Origin of the sequence: Pseudomonas shirazensis (genome assembly GCF_014268785.2) — a bacterium.
In the GTDB taxonomy this organism is placed as follows: Bacteria; Pseudomonadota; Gammaproteobacteria; order Pseudomonadales; family Pseudomonadaceae; genus Aquipseudomonas; species Aquipseudomonas shirazensis.
Window position 1 is genome coordinate 708869 of the sequence record NZ_JABWRD020000002.1, and the last position, 23073, is coordinate 731941.

The following is a 23073-nucleotide window of genomic DNA, read 5'->3' on the forward strand; positions in this document are numbered from 1 at the left end:
TAAAAGCGAAAAATGACGATTCGTCCATGCCAGGGGTAGACCCTGGTTACGGAATCGAGTTTAGAAAGCTCGGCGGAAAAAATCGCCTGGTGATTCAACCACCGGACTTTTTCGCCTTGAAGCCTTGCTTGGTCAGCTCTGCCAGCAACAGCTCGACGTGGTCGCCCTGGATCTCGATAACGCCGTCTTTCAAGGCGCCACCGGTGCCACAACGCCGCTTGAGGCTGGCAGCCAGCTCTTTCAAGGGTTGGAGCGCCAACGGCACACCGCTGATGGTGGTCACCGTCTTGCCGCCGCGGCCTTTGCTTTCGCGGCGCACACGGGCAATACCGTCACCTTCGGGGATGGCTTGCTGCTTGCAGATACAGGCGTCCGCCGGCTGGCCACAGTCGGGGCAGTGCCGACCGGCATCGGTGGAATAAACGAGACCGCTCAAGGCGGAAAAGGAAGAAGCTTTCTTGGCCACTTTTGTTCCTCTTGCTGAGGACAAAAACTGGTCGATTCCGTTGCCTGGAGCCGACCGCGAAGCCCCACTCTGGCAGGGGCGGCGCTACTGACGCAAAAGCTGCGACAGCCCGAAAAGGGCGCGCAGTGTAACGATAATTGCGCCGCTTGCTAAGTACTGGATTGCGCCATTTTGCGCAGGTTTTACGACCTGACGCAGACTCCTGGCCGCTGACTAGCTCAAGCCTGCCTGATAGCGCTGCAGCGCAACCAGCGAATCCGGGCAATAAGGCAAGCGCTGACGCTCATCGTCGACCTGCGCCAGGCTGACGAAGCGCGCCTCGCTGACCTCCTCCGGCTGCAAGCTTAGCGGCCCGTCCCAGACCGACGAAAACACGCCGCACCAGAGCCGATTGCCCGGCTGGTCAAAATAGAACCGCTCATGAAAGCGCAGCTCGACGCCGGTCACCCCGAGTTCCTCGGCCAGCTCGCGGGCCGCCGATTCGGCATAGCTCTCATCGGTCGCCACCATGCCGCCAGCGGCCACGTCCCAGTACCCCGGGTAGACCGCCTTGCTCAGGGAGCGGCGGTTGATGCAGAGCAAGCCGGCGCTGTTGAACAGCAGAATGAATGTGCAGCGGCCAATCAGCCCTGCCTCACGCAGCTGTGCACGCGGCATGGCGCCGAGCAGTTGATCATGCTCGTCGACCCAGGCGATCAGTTCGAGGTCCGAGGCCGCCCGGTGGACAGCCTCGGCTGGGGTGATGGTCATGCTCAGCCTTGCGACAGCAGCTGACGCAGGTCGATCACTGCGGCGTTGGCGCGGGAGATGTAGTTGGCCATCACCAGCGAGTGGTTGGCCCACATGCCGAAGCCGCTACCGTTGAGCACCATTGGGCTCCACAGCGCTTCCTGCGAAGCTTCCAGCTCACGAATGATCTGGCGCACGCTAACCGTGGCGTTCTTTTTGGCCAGGACGTCGGCGAAGTCCACTTCAATGGCGCGCAACAGGTGCGACAGCGCCCAGGCCTGACCGCGTGCTTCATAGAAGACGTTGTCGATCTGCATCCATGGTGTTTCCACCAGCTCTTCATCAAGCTGCGGCACCTGGCCAGCCACCACGGTTTCAGTCTTCAAGGTGCTGTTCAGCTTGACCCGGCCGACACTGGCCGACAGCCGCTGCGACAGCGAACCCAGACGGGTGGCTACGTCACCCAGCCAGTTGTTCAGGTTATCGGCACGGGTATAGAAGATCGCGCCCTTGTCGCCTGCGGCCAGACGCGTCTGATAACGCTCGAGCGACTTGATGCCTTCAGAGAACTCGGACTCGCTCGAAGGCAGAATCCAGCTCTTGTTGTCGAAGTTGAAGCGCGGCTCGGCCTTGGCCAGGTCGGCGTCTTCGGTCGACTGCGACTGCGAACGGGCGAAGTCCTTGCGCAGTGCCCGCGACAAGTCGCGCACCTGCACCAGCACGCCATATTCCCAGCTCGGCATGTTGTCCATCCATAGCCCAGGCGGGAAGCGGTCGTTGGAAATATAACCGCCCGGCTTGTCGAGCAGGGTGGCGGCAACGGTTTTCAGCGTCTCGACGGTGGTGTAACCAATGACCATCTTCTGCCCGCTGCGCTCGGCGCTGGCCTGGGCATTCTGCTGCACCGGGAACAGGTCAGGCTCCTGGCTCCAGTACCAGCCAAGGCCGATACAGACCAGCAGGTACAGCCCGATCACAACCCCAAGAGCGCGGCTCCAGAGGCCGCCAAGGTAGCTACGGGCGGCGGCGCGACGGGAGTCGGGCCGCTCACGAGGCTCGGCAGTGGCCTCACGGTTTTTCCAGTCCAGCATGGCATTGTCCTTAATCAGTCACGACGGTTCAGAGCTTGGACCTCAGGCTACGGCCAGGGTGCCACGGCAAGCCCACATCGACCCACTATAAAGCAGACACCGGCTTGCGCATAAGCGACCGGGTGGTCGGCAACTGAATAACAGGACCAGACGCAATGTTGACCTGGTACACGCGCAGCTTGCAGAAGTGGTGCTAGCATACAGCCATCATCGAAGCTGCATTCCCCCATAATAAGTAGTCAGCCATGATCCAGTCACCACAGCCCAGCCAAGAGCGCGCCAAGCGCAGCAGCGATTACGTCGACGACGTGCCGCTGCCGCCGTTGCGCAAACCGGTGTATATCCTGCTGCAGGATCATGACCGCGCCGAACGCCTGGCGCAGCAGCTGGAATTCTTTGGCCTGGGGGTGCACGCACTGGCCACTGCCGAGGTGTTCTGCGCGGCGATGCGCGAGCGCTTGCCGGCGGCGATAGTCATGGACGTCGACTTCAGCGGCCCGGGCTGTGGCCTGCTGCTGGCGGCGCAGGCCCAGCTGGGGCTGGATCAGGCTGTGCCGCTGCTGTTCTTCAGCCTGCACGAAACCGACACGCCGACGCGCCTGGCCGCCGTGCGCGCCGGTGGCCAGGCGTTCATGACCGGTACGCTGGAAGCATCGAGCCTGCTGGAAAAGGTCGAGATGCTGACCAACGCCACTCAGTACGACCCATTTCGAGTACTGATCATCGATGACTCGCGCACCCAGGCACTGCATACCGAGCGCGTGCTCAACAGCGCCGGGATGATCACTCGCAGCCTGACCGAGCCGATCCGCGCCATGGCCGAGCTGGCTGACTTCCAGCCCGACCTGATCATCCTCGACCTCTATATGCCCGACTGTACCGGGCCGGAGCTGGCCAAGGTGATCCGCCACAATGACCGCTATGTCAGCGTGCCGATCATCTACCTGTCGGCCGAGGACGACCTGAACAAGCAGCTCGATGCCATGAGCGAAGGCGGTGATGATTTTCTGACCAAGCCGGTGCGTTCACGCCAGCTGCTGACCACGGTACGCAACCGCGCCGTGCGCGCGCGTCATCTCAAGGCGAGGATGGTCCGCGACAGCCTGACCGGTCTGTACAACCACACGCATATCCTGCAATTGCTGGAAGACTGCCGCTTGCGCGCCCGCCGCGAACAGCAGCCGCTGAGCTTTGCCATGCTCGACATCGACCACTTCAAGAAGATCAACGACCGCCACGGCCACCCCATGGGCGACCGGGTGATCAAGAGCCTGGCATTGTTCCTCAAGCAACGCCTGCGCAAGACCGATTACATCGGCCGTTACGGCGGTGAGGAATTCGCCATTGTGCTGCCCAATACGCCGCTGAGCGCGGCCTACAAGGTGCTCGACGAGATCCGCCGGCGCTTTGCCGAGATCATCTATCCCGCCCAACCCCACGACCTGCACTGCACCTTCAGCGCCGGCGTGGTGCAGTTGGATCAAGCGCACGATGCCCTGAGCATGGCCAGTGCCGCTGACGAAGCGCTGTACCGGGCCAAGCATGCCGGGCGCAACTGCGTGGTGCGGGTAGACCCCGCGTAAACGGCGCCAGGCCCGATCAAGGCAAAAGGCCACAATTCTCCAGCGCAGCACCCTCCTCCGTCATCACCCCGTCATGAAATCGCAATAACTTCAGGCACCTACCTCTCTCCACGCTGCCGGAAGCCTGCGCCATGCGCCTGAAGTGGTTGACCAATTTCAACACCCTGTTGCTCGTTGCCGTGTGCATTGCCCTGGGCGCAACCCTGTGGTGGTCACAACGAGCACTGGAGCGTCCCTATCTGCTGATGGAACGCTATCTGGGCTTGTCGCAGCAGTTTCAGAACCATATCGAGCGCGATACCCAGGCCTACCTGGCCAGCGGCGACGCCGTACGCCACGCCGCCGCTGTGCAGGGCAACCAGCAGTTGCAGGCAGCGCTTGCTGACTGGCCCGAAGCTCTGGCCGAGCAACTGCGCCCCAGCCTCGCCGAGTTGCAGGCATTCACCGGCAATCAGCTACTGGCCGCCGGCAAGCTGGCGGGTGATCCGCAAGCCTTGCTGCTGCAGGCTGAGCGCGAACTGGGCGGCACTCTCGAACAGCTGGCTGGCTACGCCCAAGGTAGCGCCAGCGAGCAGGCCCAGCGCTACCTGGCGCCCCTGCTGGACGCAGCGGTGCATTTGGGCCGTTTATCGCTGGCCCGCGACAAGCTGGTCAGCAGTGGTCGCGCCGAGCTGGCTGAAGAAGTCGAACGCGAATTGCAGCAGGTACGTGTTCAGGCCGAGCAGATTGCAGCATTGCCGCTACTGGGCGTGACCCGCGCGGCCGAGTCCGGCGCTGACGACTTCGCCGCGCTGATGGGCCTGCAAAGCCAGGCTAGCGAGCAGCGCGAAGACGTCGCCGTGGCCCTCAAGCGCGATCTGCAGAGCCTGCTCAGCCGCTATCGCGCCGAACTGCAGCGCACGCGCGAACAGATCGATCAGCGCGCAACCCTGGCCAACAGCACCCGCGAGCGGCTCGAGGCGGTGCAGCAAGTGCTTGCCGGGCTGGAGCCGCAGGTACGCGCGCAACACGCCAGCATCGCCGCCGAGGTGCGCATCATTCAGGGCGTGATGATCGTCTTGATTCTGTTCATCGCGCTGCTCATCGACAGCCTCCAGCGGCGCCTGGCGGGAACCCTCGGCAGCCTTGCACCAGCACTGTCACGCTGGGCCGAGGGCGATTTTGCCCAGCCCATTTCCTTGGGCAAGACCAACCGCGAACTGCACGACATCGAAGATTCGCTCAACCACCTGCGCCAGTATCTGGTGCAACTTGTGGCGACCTTGCGCGCCAACGCCGAGCAGGTTGCCGGCAGCAGTCATGCTCTGGCCGGCATGAGCAGCGGCCTGCACCAAGGCGCCGAACGCCAGGCCGGTGACACGGCGCAGATCCGCGATGCCCTGGGCGAGCTGGAAGCGACCATTCAGCAAGTGGCAGGCGATGCCAGCGCTGCGGCCCAGGCCAGTCGCGAGGCCGGCAGTGCCGTCGAGCACGGTCAGCGGGTGATCGGCCAGAGCCTGTCTGGGCTGCGTACGCTGGTTGATGAAGTCCAGGGCAATGCGCAGATGATCGAACAACTGGCACAGGAGTCGGCGACCATCGGCGGTGTGCTCACGGTGATTCGCTCGATTGCCGAACAGACCAACCTGCTGGCGCTCAACGCCGCAATCGAAGCGGCTCGCGCCGGCGAGATGGGCCGCGGCTTTGCCGTGGTCGCCGATGAGGTGCGCTCGCTGGCGCAACGCACAACTGGCGCTACCGGCGAAATCCAGGCACTGATCGACCGCCTGCAACTGGCCGCGCGCGACTCGGTGAATGGCATGCGCACCCAGCTCGAGCATGCCGAGGCCACTGCCAGCCAGGCGCAGACGGCAGATGGCGCTCTGGATGACATCGTCACGGCAATCCGCACCATCGCCGACACCGCTGGGCGTATCGCCGATGTGACGGCGCAACAAACCGGCGCCGTGAGCGACATCCGCGACCACAGCGAGCGCATTCACCAACTTGGCGAAGACAACCTGCAGCGCATCGGCGAAGGCCGTGAACAAGGCGAGCAATTGCTCAAGCTGGGCGGTGAGCTGAACACTGCAGTGGCTGCATTCCGCCTCTGAGCAGGCCGGGCGGGCGCCCCCAATGCCCGCCAAGTCCGCTATCATGCGCCCACGTTCGACCTCGCGAGTCCGCCATGCGCCGCCTGTTTTTCCTGCTGTTTCTGCTGCTGGCCAGCCCGGCTTTCGCCGCTGGCCTGCTCGACAACCGCCCCAGTGCCACGCTCGGTGCCTCTGCCCTGAGTAACAACAGCGACTTCCTGCCGGTGCATGAAGCGTTCAAGTTGAGCCTGGTCAGCAGTGATGCGCAGAACATCACCCTGCGTTTCGTCGCCAGCGACGGTTACTACCTCTATCGCCACCGCTTCCAGTTCCGCAGCGAGCCTGCCGATGTAGCTCTGGGCACGGCGCAGATTCCGCCCGGCGAGGCCAAGCACGACGAGTTTTTTGGTGATGTCGAGGTGTATCACGGCGTGCTCGATATCGTCGTGCCGCGACCTGCCGCTGACAGCCGCGGCTTTACCCTGCTGGTGGGCTACCAGGGCTGTGCCGACAAAGGCCTGTGCTATCCGCCGGAAACCGCAAGGATTGCCATCGATGCGGCTGGTACAGCCAGCTCGCCAAGCAGCGCGCCCGGCTGGGACTGGCAAGCGTTGCTGCTGTTCTTCCTCGCCGGTGTCGGCCTGACCTTCACCCCCTGCGTACTGCCGATGCTGCCGATCCTGTCGGGTGTGGTCTTGCGCGGTCAGGTCGGCGGCTGGCGTGGTTTCAGCCTGTCGCTGGCCTATGTGCTGCCGATGGCGGTGTGCTTCGCCACCCTCGGCGCGCTGATGGGCGTGTTTGGCGCGGGGCTGAACCTGCAGGCGCGGCTGCAATCGGCCTGGGTGCTGGTGCCGTTTGCGCTGTTCTTCGTGCTGTTTGCCCTGGCCATGTTCGGCCTGTTCGAGCTGAAGCTCCCACAAGCCCTGAGTAATCGCCTGGACCGCGTGGCCAATCGCACCCAGGGCGGCTCGCTGCTCGGTGCCGCGGTGCTCGGCGTGCTCTCCAGCCTGCTGGTTTCACCCTGTGTGTCGGCGCCGCTGGCCGGCGCCCTGCTGTACATCAGCGCCAGTGGTGACGCTTTGGGCGGCGCGCTGAAACTGTTCGCACTGGGCCTGGGCATGGGCGCGCCATTGCTGCTGATCGGCACCGGCGGCGCGGCCTGGCTGCCGAAGAGTGGGCCATGGCTGAACACCGTCAAGAATGCCATCGGCGTGCTGTTGCTGGGTCTGGCTATCGGCCTGCTCAGCCGTGTTTTGCCCGGGCCGCTGACCTTGCTCTTGATCGGCCTGCTGGCGGCGGGCGTAGCGCTGTTCCTCGGCGCCCTTGAGCTGGTGGTGAAAACGCCACGCGAGCGCCTCGCGCAATTGGCCGGCCTAGCCTTGCTGGTGTACGCCCTGGCGTGCTGGTACGGCGCCCTCAGCGGCCAGGGTGACCCATTGCGGCCACTGCCCAGCGCGGCTCCAGCCGCTGCTGCAGGCGCAGTCAGCGCCGACGCCTGGCAGACCATCACCACTCCGGCGGCGCTCGACGCAGCCCTGGCGGCCGCCTCGGCCGCCGGCCAACCGGTGCTGCTCGACTGGTACGCCGACTGGTGCATCAGCTGCAAGGTGATAGAACATGAGGTGCTCAGCGCACCGCAGGTGCAGGCGCAGTTGGGCGCCTTCAAGCTGCTGCGTTTCGACATCACCGAAAGCAATGTCGAGCAACGCAGCCTGCTCGACCGCTATCGCTTGTTCGGCCCGCCGGCACTGCTGTTCTTTGCCGCAAACGGCAGCGAAATGAGCAGCGATCGCGTGGTTGGTGAAATAAACGCCGGCGATTTTGCACAGATCCTCACCCGCGTACGCGGCCAACTCGGGCTATAACTTCCTGCTGACTGCGCTGTGCGCAGCCTGCGGTGACCAAATTTAAACATCTGGTCACATACTTTGCGCGAATCTCGGGCAACGTGCTGGCTATTGCCGGGAACTGGACACACCTACTCGCTTTGCGGCATAGTCGCCGCGCATGTCGTATTGCCCTACAAGACCAAGGAACCCGCAGATGGCTACCCTACTGGTGCTGCACGGCCCCAACCTCAACCTGCTCGGTACCCGCGAGCCGGGTCATTACGGTGCCGCCACCCTCGCCCAGATCAACCAGGATCTGGAGCAGCGTGCCCGTGCCGCAGGCCACCATCTGCAGTACCTGCAGAGCAATGCCGAGTATGAGCTGATCGATCGGATTCACGCCGCGCGCAACGAGGGCGTCGATTTCATCCTGATCAATCCGGCTGCTTTCACCCACACCAGCGTCGCATTACGTGACGCATTGCTGGCGGTGAGCATCCCATTCATCGAAGTGCACCTGTCCAACGTGCACAAGCGTGAACCGTTCCGGCATCACTCCTACTTCTCCGACGTTGCGGTAGGGGTGATCTGCGGTCTCGGCGCCAGCGGTTATCGACTGGCCCTGGAAGCTGCTCTGGAACAGCTGGCTGCAAGCGCACAGCCCTGATGAAACAAGGCCTTGGCCCCTCCGGGCCGAGGTCATAGAGAAACGTTTTCGACACGTTTTCAATTTACGTCCCCGACCGAACCTTGGGAGTTGCTGATTAATGGATATCCGTAAAGTCAAAAAGCTGATCGAACTGCTGGAAGAGTCCGGCATCGACGAACTGGAGATCAAGGAAGGCGAAGAGTCCGTTCGCATCAGCCGTCACAGCAAGACCCCAGCTGCTCAGCAGTACTTCGCGCCACAACCGATGGCCGCCGCTCCAGTAGCTGCGCCTGCTCCGGTTGCCGCTGCCGCCCCTGCTGCCGACGCCGCGCCAGTGCTCAAAGGCACCGTGGTCCGTTCGCCAATGGTCGGTACCTTCTACCGCAAGCCATCGCCGACCTCGCCGAACTTCGCTGAAGTCGGGCAGAGCATCAAGAAAGGCGACACCCTGTGCATCGTCGAAGCGATGAAGATGATGAACCACATCGAAGCCGAAATCGGCGGTGTAATCGACGCCATCCTGGTGGAAGACGGTCAGCCGGTTGAATTCGACCAGCCGCTGTTCACCGTCGTTTGATCCTCGGAGAGCCAACGATGTCTGCGAAGCTGGAAAAAGTCCTGATCGCCAACCGTGGCGAAATCGCCCTGCGTATCCTGCGGGCCTGCAAAGAGCTCGGCATCAAGACCGTCGCTGTGCACTCCACGGCTGACCGTGAGCTGATGCACCTGGGTCTGGCGGACGAATCGGTCTGCATCGGCCCTGCGTCGTCCAAGGATTCCTACCTGCACATCCCGGCGATCATCGCTGCCGCCGAAGTGACTGGCGCTACCGCCATCCACCCAGGCTACGGCTTCCTCGCCGAGAACGCTGACTTCGCCGAGCAGGTCGAGAAGTCCGGCTTTGCCTTCATCGGCCCGAAAGCCGACACCATTCGCCTGATGGGCGACAAGGTTTCGGCCAAGGCAGCCATGATCGAAGCTGGCGTACCGACCGTACCAGGCTCCGACGGCCCACTGCCGGAAGACGAAGAAGAAGCCCTGCGCATCGGCCGTGAAGTCGGCTACCCGGTGATCATCAAAGCCGCTGGCGGCGGCGGTGGTCGCGGCATGCGCGTGGTGCACAAGGAAGAAGACCTGATCGCTTCGGCCAAGCTGACCCGTACCGAAGCCGGTGCTGCGTTCGGCAATCCGATGGTCTACCTCGAGAAGTTCCTGACCAACCCACGTCACGTGGAAGTCCAGGTGCTGTCCGACGGCCAGGGCCAGGCAATCCATCTCGGCGACCGTGACTGCTCGCTGCAGCGCCGTCACCAGAAGGTTCTCGAAGAAGCACCGGCTCCGGGCATCGACGAGCAAGCGCGTCAGGAAGTCTTCGCCCGCTGTGTCAAGGCGTGCATCGACATCGGTTACCGTGGTGCCGGGACGTTCGAGTTCCTCTACGAGAACGGCCGCTTCTACTTCATCGAAATGAACACCCGTGTTCAGGTCGAGCACCCGGTTTCGGAAATGGTCACTGGTATCGACATCGTCAAGGAGATGCTCAGCATCGCCGCTGGCAACAAGCTGTCGTTCACTCAGGATGACGTGGTGATCCGCGGCCACTCGCTGGAATGCCGGATCAACGCTGAAGACCCGCGCAAGTTCATCCCGAGCCCAGGCACCGTCAAGCACTTCCATGCCCCAGGCGGCAATGGCGTGCGGGTCGATTCGCACCTGTACAGCGGCTATTCGGTTCCGCCGAACTATGACTCGCTGATCGGCAAGCTGATCACCTACGGCAAGGATCGCGACGAAGCCATGGCGCGCATGCGCAATGCCCTCGACGAAATCGTGGTCGACGGTATCAAGACCAACATCCCGCTGCACCGCGACCTGGTGCGTGATGAAGGTTTCTGCAAAGGTGGCGTCAACATCCATTACCTCGAGCACAAACTGGCCAACCAGGATTGATCTTGAAGTGATGCGCTGAACAAACCCCGGCCCTGTGCCGGGGTTTTTTATTGCCGCTCGTACCTCGCTTGCCTCGCCACGCGCACAAACCGCACACACTGAAGTAAACTGCCCTACTTTGCGCAGCCCAATCGCTGCCCCCACAGATTTTTTAAGGTACCCGCCATGCCCTGGCTGCAAGTACGTCTGGCCATCAGCCCGGAACAAGCCGAAACCTACGAAGATGCCCTGCTCGAAGTAGGCGCTGTCTCGGTAACCTTCATGGACGCCGAAGACCAGCCGATCTTCGAGCCGGACCTCAACACCACGCCGCTGTGGTCGCACACCCACCTGCTGGCCCTGTTCGAAGCCGACGCCGAGCCTGAGCAGGTATTCGCTCACCTGCGCCTGCTGACCAACGCCGAGCTGCCCGAGCATCAGGCTGAAGTCATCGAAGACCAGGACTGGGAACGCAGCTGGATGGACAACTTCCAGCCCATGCGTTTTGGCCAGCGTCTGTGGATCGTGCCAAGCTGGCACGCAGCCCCTGAGCCGGAAGCAGTCAACCTGCTGCTCGACCCGGGCCTGGCGTTCGGCACCGGCACCCACCCGACTACCGCGCTGTGCCTGGAGTGGCTCGACGGCCAGCAACTGGCTGACGTGCAGGTACTGGACTTCGGCTGTGGCTCGGGCATTCTGGCCATCGCTGCGCTGCTGCTGGGCGCGCGCGAAGCGGTCGGTACCGATATCGATGTGCAGGCGCTTGAAGCTTCGCGCGACAACGCCGGACGCAACGGTATCGAAGCCGAGCGCTTTCCGCTGTACCTGCCTGAAGACATGCCGGCGATGCAGGCCGACGTGCTGGTGGCCAACATTCTGGCTGGGCCACTGGTCTCGCTGGCGCCGCAGTTGTCGGGTCTGGTACGACCGGGCGGCCTGCTGGCGTTGTCGGGAATCCTCGCCGAACAGGGTGAAGAAGTCGCCGCCGCGTATGCTGCAGACTTTGACCTGGACCCGATCGTCGTCCGCGACGGCTGGGTTCGCATCAGTGGCCGCCGTCGCTCGGCAGGCCTGAAATAATCACCTGCACAGCCCCCCGGATCGCCGCATGACCGACAGTTTCGTCACCCAGTGCCCGCATTGCCAGACCAGCTTTCGCGTCACGCATCATCAATTGAGCGTGGCCCGCGGGGTGGTTCGCTGCGGCCAGTGTCTGCAAGTGTTCAACGCCGCCAAGCAACTGCTCGAGCAAAACCGCGTAGCCACTGCCGAGACGGCGCCTGCGCAGCCGGAGCTGGCTACCCCGGTCGAAGCACCAGCGCCTGCTGGGCCGGCGCCGAGCCAGGACGACTGGCAGGCCAGCGCTCAGGCCTTTGACGAAATCGACCTGGACCAGGCATTAGCCAATCTGGAGCGTCGCGATCGGGCCAGCGAAGGCCACAGCGAGGCGCGCAGCGATGCCCTGCAGGCAGTGCGCGAGGTGCACGACCCGGACGAAGACGTCGGCCGCCCGTTCGGTAACGCCACCGATGAGCCTCTGAGCGAGCCTTCACCGCTGGTCCTCGAGCCGCCGCTGATCGAGCCCGAAGCGCTTGAGCAAGAGCTGTTTGAGCAGGAAGCCTTTGAGCACGAGCCATCGCCCCGCGAGCGCACCGAGCCAAGCATTGGCCTGGTGCTTGACCCGGACGATCAACCCAGCCGCCAGCAGCCCACGCTGGGCGCGCCGTTGACCGCAGCCGAAGCGCTGAGCCGCGAGTCTCTGGCCGCCGACGACGGCCATGACACTGTTGTAAGCGGCCTGTCGGCGCTCGATGATGGCCGCCGCAAGGAAAACCTGTCAGCGCTGGACGCCCACGACGATGAACGTGAGCAGCCGCTCGATGAGCGTATCGAACCGGGCCTGAACAGCCGCGCCAACCGGCGCAAGGAGCCGCTGATCGATGTGGTCGACGACCCGCTCCAGCTGGACTGGCAAAAACCCCAGGTCAACTGGGGCAAGCGCTTGCTGTGGGGCACGCTGACCCTGCTTGCCGCCGGCTTGCTGGCCTTTCAGTACGTGTGGTTCCACTTCGACGAAATGGCCCGCCAGGACCAGTACCGGCCGTGGTTCCAGCAACTGTGCCCGACGCTGGGCTGCAAGGTGCCGACCCGGGTCGACATTGCCCGGATCAAGAGCAGCAACCTGGTGGTGCGCAGCCATCCGGACTTCAAGGGCGCCCTGATCGTCGACGCGATCATCTACAACCGCGCGCCGTTTGCCCAACCGTTCCCATTGCTGGAACTGCGCTTTGCCGACCTCAACGGCCAGTCGATTGCCAGTCGTCGTTTCAAACCCAGCGAGTACCTCTCCGGTGAATTGGCCGGGCGCGGCGAAATGCCCAGCCAGACGCCTATCCATATCGCCCTGGATATCCTCGACCCGGGCCCCAAGGCCGTCAACTACAGCCTGAGCTTCCGCTCGCCGGAGTGACAATTGCCTGCAGACGCCGGTTTACCGGCGCCTGCAGCTTGTCCAGAACTGCTAGGCATAAGGCCGCAGCTGTTCAGATTTTATCCAAATTGACCTTTATCCAGTCATCCAGAGCGGGTATTATGCCCACCCTTTTTGACCTCAATGATTCGGCCCCACAACAGGGAACACCTATGTCGGCGGTACGCATCGGCCCATATACGCTTCGCAACAACCTGATCCTTGCGCCTATGGCCGGGGTTACGGACCAGCCTTTCCGCACGCTTTGCCAGCGCTTGGGCGCAGGCATGGTGGTGTCGGAGATGGTCAGTAGCGACATGAGCCTGTGGGACAGCCGCAAGTCACGTTTGCGTCGCATCCATGAAGGTGATCCCGAGCCGCGCTCGGTACAGATCGCCGGGGGTGACGCACAGATGATGGCGGCGGCGGCCCGGGCCAATGTCGAGGCCGGCGCGCAGATCATCGACATCAACATGGGTTGCCCGGCAAAAAAAGTCTGCAACAAAGCTGCAGGCTCTGCTTTATTGAGAGATGAAGTGCTGGTCAGCGAGATCCTCGATGCCGTCATTGGTGCAGTGGATGTCCCGGTGACCCTGAAGATTCGTACCGGCTGGGACCGTTCGAGCAAGAACGGCCTGAACGTGGCAAAAATTGCCGAACAGGCCGGCATCCAGGCGCTTGCGGTGCATGGCCGCACACGCGCCGACCTGTACACCGGTGAAGCCGAGTACGACACCATTGCTGCGATCAAGCAGGCAGTGTCGATCCCGGTCTTTGCCAATGGCGATATCACCTCGCCAGAAAAAGCCCGGGCGGTGCTGCATGCCACCGGTGCCGACGGCCTGCTGATTGGCCGTGCGGCCCAAGGCCGGCCGTGGATCTTCCGCGAGATCGAGCATTACCTGCAGACCGGTGAATACTTGCCGGCGCCAGGGCTGGACGAAGTTGAACGCATTTTGCTGGAGCACCTGGCCGCGCTGCATGCCTTCTACGGCGATGTAATGGGCGTACGTATCGCCCGAAAGCACGTTGGCTGGTATCTGGCAACCCGACCCGGCGGCAAGGAGTTCCGCTCCCGGTTCAACGCTTTGGATGAGACACACGCGCAATGCGCCAACGTTCGCGAGTTTTTCTCCGAATGCCGACAGAGCCTTGAAACAAAGGACGAACAAGGGGTGGCCGCATGACGATGATGACCGAGACTTTAGTGAGTGGAACAACGCCCGTGAGCGACAACGCCAACCTCAAGCAGCACCTGAATACGCCGAGCGAGGAGGGCCAGACCCTGCGCGACAGCGTCGAGAAGGCGCTGCACAACTACTTCGCCCACCTCGAAGGCGCCTCCGTCACGGACGTGTACAACCTGGTGCTCTCGGAGGTCGAGGCGCCGTTGCTCGAAAGTGTGATGAATTACGTCAAGGGCAACCAGACCAAAGCCAGCGAGATGCTCGGACTCAACCGTGGCACCCTGCGCAAGAAGCTCAAGCAGTACGATTTGCTCTAAGGCCAGAATCCCAATCAGAAAAGGCGGCTCCCGCAGGAGGCGCCTTTTTTGCTGACTCCACCGCGTTATGGAATCCGAAATGACCGACCAGACTACCCGCCTGCCGATCCGCCGCGCCCTGATCAGCGTCTCCGACAAGACCGGGATCCTCGAATTCGCTCGCGAGCTGCAACAGCTCGGCGTCGAGATCCTGTCCACCGGTGGCACCTACAAGCTGCTCAAGGACAATGGCGTCGACGCGGTGGAAGTGGCCGACTACACCGGCTTCGCTGAAATGATGGACGGCCGGGTGAAGACCCTGCATCCAAAAATCCACGGTGGCATCCTCGGTCGGCGTGGCACCGACGACGCGATCATGAACGAGCACGGCATCAAGCCAATCGACCTGGTGGCAGTCAACCTGTACCCGTTCGAAGCCACCATCGCCAAGCCTGGCTGCGACCTGCCGACCGCAATCGAGAACATCGATATCGGCGGCCCGACCATGGTTCGCTCGGCAGCCAAGAACCACAAGGACGTGGCCATCGTGGTCAACGCCGGTGACTACGGCCAGGTCCTCGAAAGCCTCAAGGCCGGTGGCCTGACCTACGCTCAGCGCTTCGACCTGATGCTCAAGGCGTTCGAGCACACCGCCGCCTACGACGGTATGATCGCCAACTACATGGGCACCGTGAACCAGGCTGCCGAGACCCTGTCGACTTCCGACCGCAGCCTGTTCCCGCGCACCTTCAACAGCCAGTTCGTCAAAACCCAGGAAATGCGCTACGGCGAGAACCCGCACCAGAACGCGGCGTTCTACGTTGAAGCGAACAAGGGCGAAGCGAGCATCTCTACCGCCACCCAGCTGCAGGGCAAAGAGCTGTCGTTCAACAACGTGGCCGACACCGATGCCGCCCTCGAGTGCGTCAAGAGCTTCGTCAAGCCGGCCTGCGTGATCGTCAAGCACGCCAACCCGTGCGGCGTTGCCGTGGTTCCGGAAAACGAAGGCGGCATTCGTCAGGCCTACGAACTGGCTTACGCCACCGACACCGAGTCGGCCTTCGGCGGCATCATCGCCTTCAACCGCGAGCTGGACGGCGAGACCGCCAAGGCCATCGTCGAGCGTCAGTTCGTTGAAGTGATCATTGCGCCGAAGATCTCCCAGGCTGCCCGTGACGTAGTAGCCGCCAAGCAGAACGTGCGTCTGCTCGAGTGCGGCGAGTGGCCAGCCGAGCGCAGCGCTGGCTGGGACTTCAAGCGGGTCAACGGTGGCCTGCTGGTGCAGAGCCGCGATATCGGCATGATCAGCGCCGACGATCTGAAGATCGTTACCCAGCGCGCGCCGAGCGAGCAGGAAATTCACGACCTGATCTTCGCCTGGAAAGTAGCCAAGTTCGTTAAGTCCAACGCTATCGTCTACGCCAAGCAGCGCCAGACCATCGGTGTCGGTGCTGGCCAGATGAGCCGCGTCAACTCGGCACGCATTGCTGCAATCAAAGCCGAGCATGCTGGCCTGCAAGTACAAGGTGCGGTCATGGCCTCGGACGCGTTCTTCCCGTTCCGCGACGGCATCGACAACGCTGCCAAGGCAGGCATCACTGCAGTGATCCAGCCAGGTGGTTCGATGCGCGATGCTGAAGTGATCGCTGCTGCCGACGAAGCCGGCATCGCCATGGTATTCACCGGCATGCGCCACTTCCGCCACTAATTTCGCCCGCCCCACCGCACCCCTGTAGGAGCGGCCTTTCGCGACGCAAGGCCACTCCTACAGAAAAGCGTCTGGGGTCGTCGCTAAACAGTTTTCGAGGTTTTAGACATGAAAGTTTTGATCATCGGCAACGGCGGCCGTGAACACGCCCTGGCCTGGAAAGTTGCCCAGGACCCACGCGTCGAAAAAGTCTTCGTCGCCCCAGGCAACGCTGGCACCGCCACCGAAGCCAAATGCGAGAACGTCGACATCCAGGTGACCGCTCTGGAGCAGTTGGCCGATTTCGCCGAGCAGAACGTCGACCTGACCATCGTCGGCCCGGAAGCGCCACTGGTTGCCGGCGTCGTCGACCTGTTCCGCAGCCGCAAGCTCGACTGCTTTGGCCCAACCAAGGGCGCTGCGCAGCTTGAAGGCTCCAAGGCATTCACCAAGGACTTCCTGGCCCGTCACCAGATCCCTACCGCTGATTACCAGAACTTCACCGAAGTCGAGCCAGCCCTGGCCTACCTGCAAAAGGTCGGCGCGCCGATCGTGATCAAGGCCGACGGCCTTGCTGCGGGCAAAGGCGTGATCGTTGCCATGAGCTTGCAGGAAGCCGAGGACGCCGTGCGCGACATGCTCGCCGGTAACGCCTTTGGTGATGCAGGTTCGCGGGTCGTCATCGAAGAGTTCCTCGACGGCGAAGAAGCCAGCTTCATCGTCATGGTCGACGGTGAAAACGTGCTGCCGATGGCGACCAGCCAGGACCACAAGCGCGTCGGCGACGGCGACAGCGGGCCGAACACCGGCGGCATGGGCGCCTACTCGCCAGCCCCGGTGGTTACCGCCGAAGTGCACCAGCGGGTGATGGACCAGGTGATCTGGCCGACCGTGCGCGGCATGGCCGCCGAAGGCAACGTCTACACCGGCTTCCTGTACGCCGGGTTGATGATCGACAAGGCCGGTAACCCCAAGGTGATCGAGTTCAACTGCCGCTTCGGCGACCCGGAAACCCAGCCAGTCATGCTGCGCCTGGAGTCGAGCCTGGTGCTGTTGATCGAAGCCGCCTTCGCCAAGGCCTTGAACAAGGTCGAAGCACAATGGGACCCGCGGCCAAGCCTGGGTGTGGTGCTGGCTGCCGGCGGTTACCCGGCCGACTACGCCAAGGGCGCTACCATTCATGGCCTCGACGCTGCGGCCAAGCTGGAAGGCAAGGTCTTCCATGCTGGCACTGCGCTGCAGGACGGCCAGATCGTGACCAACGGCGGTCGCGTGCTGTGCGCCACTGCCCTCGGTCAGACCGTCGCTCAGGCCCAGGAACAGGCTTACCGCCTGGCCAAGGAAGTCAGCTGGGACGGTAGCTTCTACCGCACCGACATCGGCTACCGGGCCATTGCCCGCGAGCGTGGTGAGGCGCAGTAACAGCGCTTTGGCGAATGGCCGTGACACCCTTTGGTGCACGGCCTTCGGCTCGTCGACAGGATGCCGATGGGCCTTGCCTTCGCCTTCACACGCCGCGCATAGTTGTGCTTCGGCACACCCGCTAAGAAAGGATCTCGTCTTGCGTCGGCTTCGGATTGCCCTTGCCCTGTTCGTCAGCTTGCTGACCCTGCTCTGCCTGCCGCCGGCCTCGGCCGAGCAAGGTGCTGGCTGGTCGCTGCTGCTCGATGAACAGGCCAACCTGCAACTGAGCGACGTTCGCTCCGAACGCTACCGCAACCAATTCAGTCCGCTCCAGCTCAACGAGCTGGAGGCTGCCGAGCCTGATCAAGCGCTCTGGCTGCACTACCGGCTGGAACCGAATGACCAGCAACGCCTGCTGCGCATCTTCGCTCCCGACCTGTCCCGCCTCGATCTGTATGTGCTCAACGGTGACAAACTGCTGCGCCAGCGCCACCATGGTCCGCAGGCCAACACCGTCAGCGAGCCGACCCTGCTCGGCAGTGACCACTTGCTGACTTTACCCAACAGCAGCCAACCACTGGACGTCTACCTGCACCTGGTCTCGGAACACCAATTGCGCCCAGCCATCAGCCTGCTGTCTGCTGCCGAGGCTGCGGGTGACCAACACTTGCTGCTGTTGTTCGGCCTGTTGTTCGGCGGTCTGGTTATGCTGATCCTGCACAACGTGATCCGCTTCCTCTACGTGCGCTCGAGCACCACCCTGATTCTTGCCCTTTACCACGGCCTGATGCTGCTCAGCGCGCTGATCCTGCTCAACCTCAGCGGCCCCTGGTGGCACGTCTGGCACAGTGCACAGACGCCTGCCGCCTACCTGACCCTGGTCATGGCCGGGCTGGCCGGTCTGTACTTCACCCAGCACTTTTTCAGTACCGGCAATTCGCCGCGGCTGAATCGGCTGTTGCAGGGCGAGATGCTGTTGGTTGGCGTCAGCAGCCTGATCCTGCTGTTCGTCGACACCCTGCCGCTAAACCTGATGACCTACGCCCTGCTCGCGATTGGCAGCGCAAGCATGCTGCTGGTCAGCAGCTATCACTGGTACAAGGGCTACAGCCCGGCACGTTTGTTCGCCTTGGCGATGCTGGTGTACAACCTCGGCGGGCTGGTGTTGCTGCCAGCGTTGCTCGGCCTGACCCGCACGCCGACGCCATGGTTGCTGTGCATTCTGATGGCACTGGCGGTAAGCAGCGGCCTGCTGCTCAACCTGGCAGTGAGTGAACGCTTGCGACGCATCAACGAGGACCGCTTCCGCGCCAGCCGCGCGCTGGCAGCCAGCGACGCCGAGCTTAACGCCAAGGCCGAGTTCCTGGCCAAGATCAGCCATGAAATCCGCACCCCGATGAACGGCGTGCTGGGCATGACCGAGCTGTTGCTGGGGACGCCGCTATCGGTCAAGCAGCGCGACTACGTGCAGACCATCCACAGCGCCGGCAACGAGCTGCTGACCTTGATCAACGAGATTCTCGACATCTCCAAGCTGGAGTCGCGGCAGATCGAGCTGGACGATGTGCAGTTCGACCTCAACGCCTTGATCGAAGACTGCCTGAATATCTTTCGGGCCAAGGCCGAACAACGCAACATCGAGCTGATCAGCTTTACCCAACCGCAAGTCCCGCGGGTGATCAGCGGCGACCCGACGCGCTTGCGTCAGGCCCTTTCCAGCCTGCTGGAAAACGCGCTGAAAAACACCGAGCAGGGCGAAATCCTGTTGGTGGTGGCGCTGGATCAACGCGGCGAGCTGCCTCGCCTGCGCATTGCCGTCCAAGACAGCGGCAGCGCCATGCCACCGGCCGAGCGCGAAGCCTTGCTGCAGGCCGAGCTGCACAGCCATCAGTTTCTCTCCAGCAACAAGCTCGGCGGCCATCTGGGGCTGGTGATCGCCAAACAATTGATTGGTCTGATGCAGGGCGAATTCGGCATCAAGAGCAGCAGCAACATGGGCAACACCCTGTGGTTGACCCTGCCGCTCGACCCGTCACGTCTGGAGCAGCCACCGGCCGACCTGGACGGCCCGCTGCGCGACGCACGAGTACTGGTGGTCGACGATAACGACACCTGTCGCAAGGTCCTGGTGCAGCAATGCAGCGCCTGGGGGATGAATGTCAGTGCCGTGCCGTCGGGCAAGGAAGCGCTCGCCCTGCTGCGTACCAAGGCGCACCTGCGCGACTATTTCGACGCGGTCCTGCTCGACCAGAACATGCCCGGCATGACCGGCATGCAACTGGCAGCCAAGATCAAGGAAGACCCAAGCCTCAACCACGACATCCTGGTGGTGATGCTGACCGGCATCAGCAACGCCCCGAGCAAGGTCATCGCGCGCAACGCCGGCGTCAAGCGCATCCTCGCCAAGCCGGTGGCCGGCTACACCTTGAAGACCACCCTGGCCGAAGAGCTGGCCCAGCGCGGACGTGAGCAGGCCACGCCGCCGGCCGCGCTGGGCATGCCGCCGGCGACACTGGAAGTTCCAGCCGACTTCCACGTGCTGGTTGCCGAAGACAACAGCATTTCGACCAAGGTCATCCGTGGCATGCTCGGCAAGCTCAACCTCGAACCTGATACCGCCAGCAATGGCGAGGAGGCCCTGCAGGCCATGCAGGCTCGTCGCTACGATCTGGTCTTGATGGATTGCGAGATGCCCGTGCTGGATGGATTCTCAGCAACCATTCGCCTGCGCGAGTGGGAGGCGGCCAACCAGCGCCAGCGCACGCCGGTTGTCGCTCTGACCGCCCACATCCTCAGCGAGCACAAGGAACGTGCACGCCTGGCTGGTATGGACGGCCACATGGCCAAGCCGGTCGAGCTGTCGCAACTGCGCGAACTGGTCCAGTACTGGGCCGGGCAGCGCGAGGCGAGAGCCGCTGAGGTGGATGCATCATGACCGGCAGCGCTGAGTGCAACCGGGCAAAGCTCAAACCCACCGCCTGAGCGGCTGATACACTTGCCGCACCCATCCCTTCGCCATGGATCCTGGCCATGCTTCATGAGTTGTTCAGCGTTTACCTGAAGATGCTCGTGCTCTACAGCCCGTTCTTCGTGCTGTCCTGCTTCATCAGCCTGACCCGCGGCCACTCCAGCAAGGAGCGCAAGCAACTGGCCTGGCGCGTGGCGATTGCCGTGCTCATTGCCAGCGTGCTGTTGTACCTGTTTGGCCGGGTGATCTTCGGCGTGTTCGGCATCACTGCCGACGCCTTTCGTATCGGTGCCGGCAGTGTGTTGTTCATTTCTGCGCTGGGCATGGCCCAGGGCAAGCCGGCGGTGCAGAGCGATAACGTACAGCAGGACGTAACCATCGTACCGCTGACCATCCCGCTGACCGTCGGCCCCGGCACCATCGGCGCGCTGCTGGTGATGGGCGTCAGCCAGCCGCACTGGGATGACAAGCTACTGGCAATCGTCAGTATTGCTCTGGCCAGTTTCACTGTCGGCCTGGTGCTGTACCTCTCGCACCGTATCGAACGAATCCTGGGTGACCAGGGCTTGCAGATCGTCAGCCGCTTGATGGGGCTGTTCGTCTGTGCCCTGGCTGCGCAGATCATCTTTACCGGGATCAAGGGCTACTTGCTGAGTTAGGTTTGATAGTCCTCGATATTCAGCAGCGCTTGCTTCACCTCGCCAGCCAGAACCTTGGGCAGGTAAGTACTGATGAACGCACGAGCATTGAACCGAACCAGCTCGGCGCGCACGTTTCGGTAGCTACGCTTGCGATCCATGAAGCCCGTCGAGAAGCTCGACTTCTTGTCATTCTCGAAGTATAGGACCATGTCGACCCGACCGTTGCCGGCCGGCGCACAGGGCAGAAATTGAATGCACTGACGCTCTGCGGCTTTTCGCTCGAATGAGCGCAGCGTGGTCGGATTGGCCATCAGCCGGCTCAAGGCGAACTTGGTCGATTCGGCAAAATGTTCACCTGCCGTAACCGCGATGGTCTGCAGTGCCTTGTCGACCAGTTTCGGCCGTTTGTCAGACGGCCAGTGAATGTCTTCAGCCGACACCGCATCCCAGCCCATGAACTTGAGCTGATTGCGAAAGTAGCTCAGCCAGTCCTCGATCAGACCATCATTGAACACGCTCAGGGTGGCACGCTCAGCCAACGCAACCGCCGTCTTCACCGCATCACGCTGTTGCAGATCAAGGCCAGGCAGAAAACTCACGATCGATGAGCCAATCAATGCCGCTTGGTTGTTCACCATAATGTTCTCCTATGCGGTAGTTCCCAAGTCGAGCACGTATGGGGTCTGCTGTTGTTTACTGGCTATCAGCGTATGTAACTTGCTACGCATGGGTTCGAATGCCTGCACGTCGCACACCAGCGAGATACAGCGCAATTGAACCTCTGCCGGCAACGCTGCCATTTCGTCCAGGCTGGGTTGCATCGTCCCCTCGACAGAGGCCGTGCATTGCCAGGTCAGGCTGCACAAATGCAGATGCGCCTGCGCGTCCAGCAGCCCGATTTCCAGCACTACAGGTTGCTGCAATCTATCCACCGGACAAATGAAGCCTTCGAGCTGTCGCTGCCCTGCGCAATGGTGGCGCAGGCCTCCGATAGCCCTGCGCAAGACCTGAACGCCGTCGATTCCGGCCTGCCCGAGCCAGGCCTGAAGCGGCTCAGAAATTACCAGCTCAGTGATGGCCGTGACGTTTTGCGTATCATGGGCCTGACCAGTCACAAGCCACTTGATCTCGCCATACACCGCTCGATAAGCGCGATACCAGATGGACGGCTGTGCAAAGCGATTGCCTGCACGCTTGTTCGCGATCAACTGCGCGTAGAGCAAGCAATCGATGGCGGCCTGACGTTGCGCAGCAGTGATCTGAGGAGCAATCAACAAAGCTGTTCCGGCTACCAGCACTAGAGATTGATTTTGTGTTTGCATGGGATGCCTGCTATCTGCAAGACGCTGGAGTGACAGCGACCTAGGTCGCCGCCAGCCTAATCAGATCTCGTATTCGAGAATGTCTTCAACGGAACGCACCCCGAGCTTGTTCTCGACGTGATCACGTACGCGGTCGTAGATAGTTCGGTTGAGCGACAACACTGCGCTGCCGGCGTAGTACTCCGAGGAAGTAATGTTCCACTCCACGCCAAGCAGATCGGTGTTGGCCTTTGGCGCGGCGGCGTTGACGCAGCTCATCACCAGCACCACTTCGCCGTCCGGCGTCTCCATGCACGCGCCCAGTCCGACCATGCCGCTTTGCTTGTTCTTGCGATCGGTGATGAACACCCGCTTCTCGCCTTCGATGGAGCCGAGTTTTTCCATCGCCTTTTTTGCAAGTGTGCCCAATGCGTCACCGATAGGTCCGCCCAGCACCGCAGTACCGGCAGCGGCCATAATGCGGAACACCACGGCACCGACGGTGACGGTCACCGAAGATGCGGTTTCCAGTTCGAAGCTGCGGCGCGCGGCAACAAAGCCGCAATCCTGCATGACCTTCAAAAACTGGTCGTACCAAGCTTTGCTCTGCACTTGCGGGTCATACCGTTTGTCGGCCACCAGGGTGGCGAAATGGAAGGCATTTTTGACATCGTTGCGGCTTTGCAAGGACATCCCGGCACCGCAGGCGAGCAGCGAATCCTGAACCAGAATGGCGGTATTGGAGCTTTGGATGTTGTTGATGTCAGACAT

20 protein-coding genes are annotated in these 23073 nt (G+C 62.4%); 14 read left to right on the forward strand and 6 right to left on the reverse strand.

Features of this window, described 5'->3' with window-relative positions; translation table 11 throughout:
* Positions 1-94 precede the first annotated feature (94 nt).
* The 3 genes from HU736_RS14550 to HU736_RS14560 form a co-directional block, all read right to left on the reverse strand.
* Positions 95-466, reverse strand: a complete 372-nt coding sequence (locus tag HU736_RS14550; RefSeq protein WP_186700582.1) for a translation initiation factor Sui1 — start codon at positions 464-466, stop codon at positions 95-97.
* A gap of 213 nt (positions 467-679) precedes the next feature.
* On the reverse strand, positions 680-1216 hold the full coding sequence (locus HU736_RS14555; RefSeq protein ID WP_186700583.1) for an NUDIX hydrolase: 537 nt from the start codon (positions 1214-1216) through the stop codon (positions 680-682).
* 2 nt (positions 1217-1218) lie between these two features.
* On the reverse strand, positions 1219-2286 hold the full coding sequence (locus HU736_RS14560; RefSeq protein WP_103435911.1) for a DUF2333 family protein: 1068 nt from the start codon (positions 2284-2286) through the stop codon (positions 1219-1221).
* 245 nt (positions 2287-2531) lie between these two features.
* On the opposite strand from HU736_RS14560, the gene HU736_RS14565 reads away from it, so the two are divergent.
* The 14 genes from HU736_RS14565 (at position 2532) to HU736_RS14630 (ending at position 21019) form a co-directional block, all read left to right on the forward strand.
* Positions 2532-3869, forward strand: a complete 1338-nt coding sequence (locus HU736_RS14565; RefSeq protein WP_186700584.1) for a GGDEF domain-containing response regulator — start codon at positions 2532-2534, stop codon at positions 3867-3869.
* A 1313-nt stretch (positions 3870-5182) separates the two neighbouring features.
* A complete protein-coding gene (locus tag HU736_RS22235; protein WP_411563232.1) occupies positions 5183-5962 on the forward strand; it encodes a methyl-accepting chemotaxis protein in 780 nt (259 codons plus the stop codon).
* 74 nt (positions 5963-6036) lie between these two features.
* On the forward strand, positions 6037-7806 hold the full coding sequence (locus tag HU736_RS14575; protein ID WP_186700587.1) for a protein-disulfide reductase DsbD: 1770 nt from the start codon (positions 6037-6039) through the stop codon (positions 7804-7806).
* Between the two features lie 178 nt (positions 7807-7984).
* Positions 7985-8437, forward strand: a complete 453-nt coding sequence (aroQ, locus tag HU736_RS14580; RefSeq protein ID WP_103435907.1) for a type II 3-dehydroquinate dehydratase — start codon at positions 7985-7987, stop codon at positions 8435-8437.
* Between the two features lie 100 nt (positions 8438-8537).
* Positions 8538-8996 carry an acetyl-CoA carboxylase biotin carboxyl carrier protein gene (gene accB / locus HU736_RS14585; RefSeq protein ID WP_103435906.1) on the forward strand — a complete coding sequence of 153 codons (459 nt, stop codon included), beginning with the start codon at positions 8538-8540 and terminating at the stop codon, positions 8994-8996.
* 17 nt (positions 8997-9013) lie between these two features.
* The gene (gene accC, locus HU736_RS14590) at positions 9014-10369 is read left to right on the forward strand and encodes an acetyl-CoA carboxylase biotin carboxylase subunit (protein ID WP_186700589.1); all 1356 of its coding nucleotides are present in this window, start codon (positions 9014-9016) and stop codon (positions 10367-10369) included.
* A gap of 165 nt (positions 10370-10534) precedes the next feature.
* Positions 10535-11428 (forward strand): 50S ribosomal protein L11 methyltransferase, encoded by an 894-nt coding sequence (prmA, locus tag HU736_RS14595; protein ID WP_103435904.1) that lies wholly within the window; start codon positions 10535-10537, stop codon positions 11426-11428.
* A 28-nt stretch (positions 11429-11456) separates the two neighbouring features.
* On the forward strand, positions 11457-12818 hold the full coding sequence (locus HU736_RS14600) for a DUF3426 domain-containing protein (protein WP_186700592.1): 1362 nt from the start codon (positions 11457-11459) through the stop codon (positions 12816-12818).
* A gap of 173 nt (positions 12819-12991) precedes the next feature.
* Positions 12992-14005, forward strand: a complete 1014-nt coding sequence (gene dusB, locus HU736_RS14605; RefSeq protein ID WP_101316073.1) for a tRNA dihydrouridine synthase DusB — start codon at positions 12992-12994, stop codon at positions 14003-14005.
* The gene (gene fis, locus HU736_RS14610) at positions 14002-14322 is read left to right on the forward strand and encodes a DNA-binding transcriptional regulator Fis (RefSeq protein ID WP_101316071.1); all 321 of its coding nucleotides are present in this window, start codon (positions 14002-14004) and stop codon (positions 14320-14322) included. Before dusB ends, fis begins: the two co-directional genes overlap by 4 nt.
* A gap of 79 nt (positions 14323-14401) precedes the next feature.
* The gene (gene purH / locus HU736_RS14615) at positions 14402-16009 is read left to right on the forward strand and encodes a bifunctional phosphoribosylaminoimidazolecarboxamide formyltransferase/IMP cyclohydrolase (protein ID WP_103438686.1); all 1608 of its coding nucleotides are present in this window, start codon (positions 14402-14404) and stop codon (positions 16007-16009) included.
* A 108-nt stretch (positions 16010-16117) separates the two neighbouring features.
* Positions 16118-17410, forward strand: coding sequence for a phosphoribosylamine--glycine ligase (purD, locus tag HU736_RS14620; RefSeq protein ID WP_103435901.1), 1293 nt, complete (start codon positions 16118-16120; stop codon positions 17408-17410).
* 139 nt (positions 17411-17549) lie between these two features.
* On the forward strand, positions 17550-20327 hold the full coding sequence (locus HU736_RS14625) for a hybrid sensor histidine kinase/response regulator (RefSeq protein WP_186700594.1): 2778 nt from the start codon (positions 17550-17552) through the stop codon (positions 20325-20327).
* Between the two features lie 95 nt (positions 20328-20422).
* Positions 20423-21019 (forward strand): MarC family protein, encoded by a 597-nt coding sequence (locus tag HU736_RS14630; protein ID WP_103435899.1) that lies wholly within the window; start codon positions 20423-20425, stop codon positions 21017-21019.
* Here HU736_RS14630 and HU736_RS14635 read toward each other — a convergent pair.
* From HU736_RS14635 to HU736_RS14645, 3 genes are read right to left on the reverse strand one after another with little or no spacing between them, the layout of a single operon-like run.
* Positions 21016-21639, reverse strand: coding sequence for a hypothetical protein (locus tag HU736_RS14635; protein WP_186700596.1), 624 nt, complete (start codon positions 21637-21639; stop codon positions 21016-21018). The two genes, HU736_RS14630 and HU736_RS14635, sit on opposite strands and share 4 nt — an antisense overlap.
* 9 nt (positions 21640-21648) lie before the next feature.
* Entirely contained in the window at positions 21649-22323 is a 675-nt protein-coding gene (locus tag HU736_RS14640) for a hypothetical protein (protein ID WP_186700598.1), read from the reverse strand.
* Between the two features lie 60 nt (positions 22324-22383).
* The gene (locus HU736_RS14645; protein WP_186700600.1) at positions 22384-23073 is read right to left on the reverse strand and encodes a hypothetical protein; all 690 of its coding nucleotides are present in this window, start codon (positions 23071-23073) and stop codon (positions 22384-22386) included.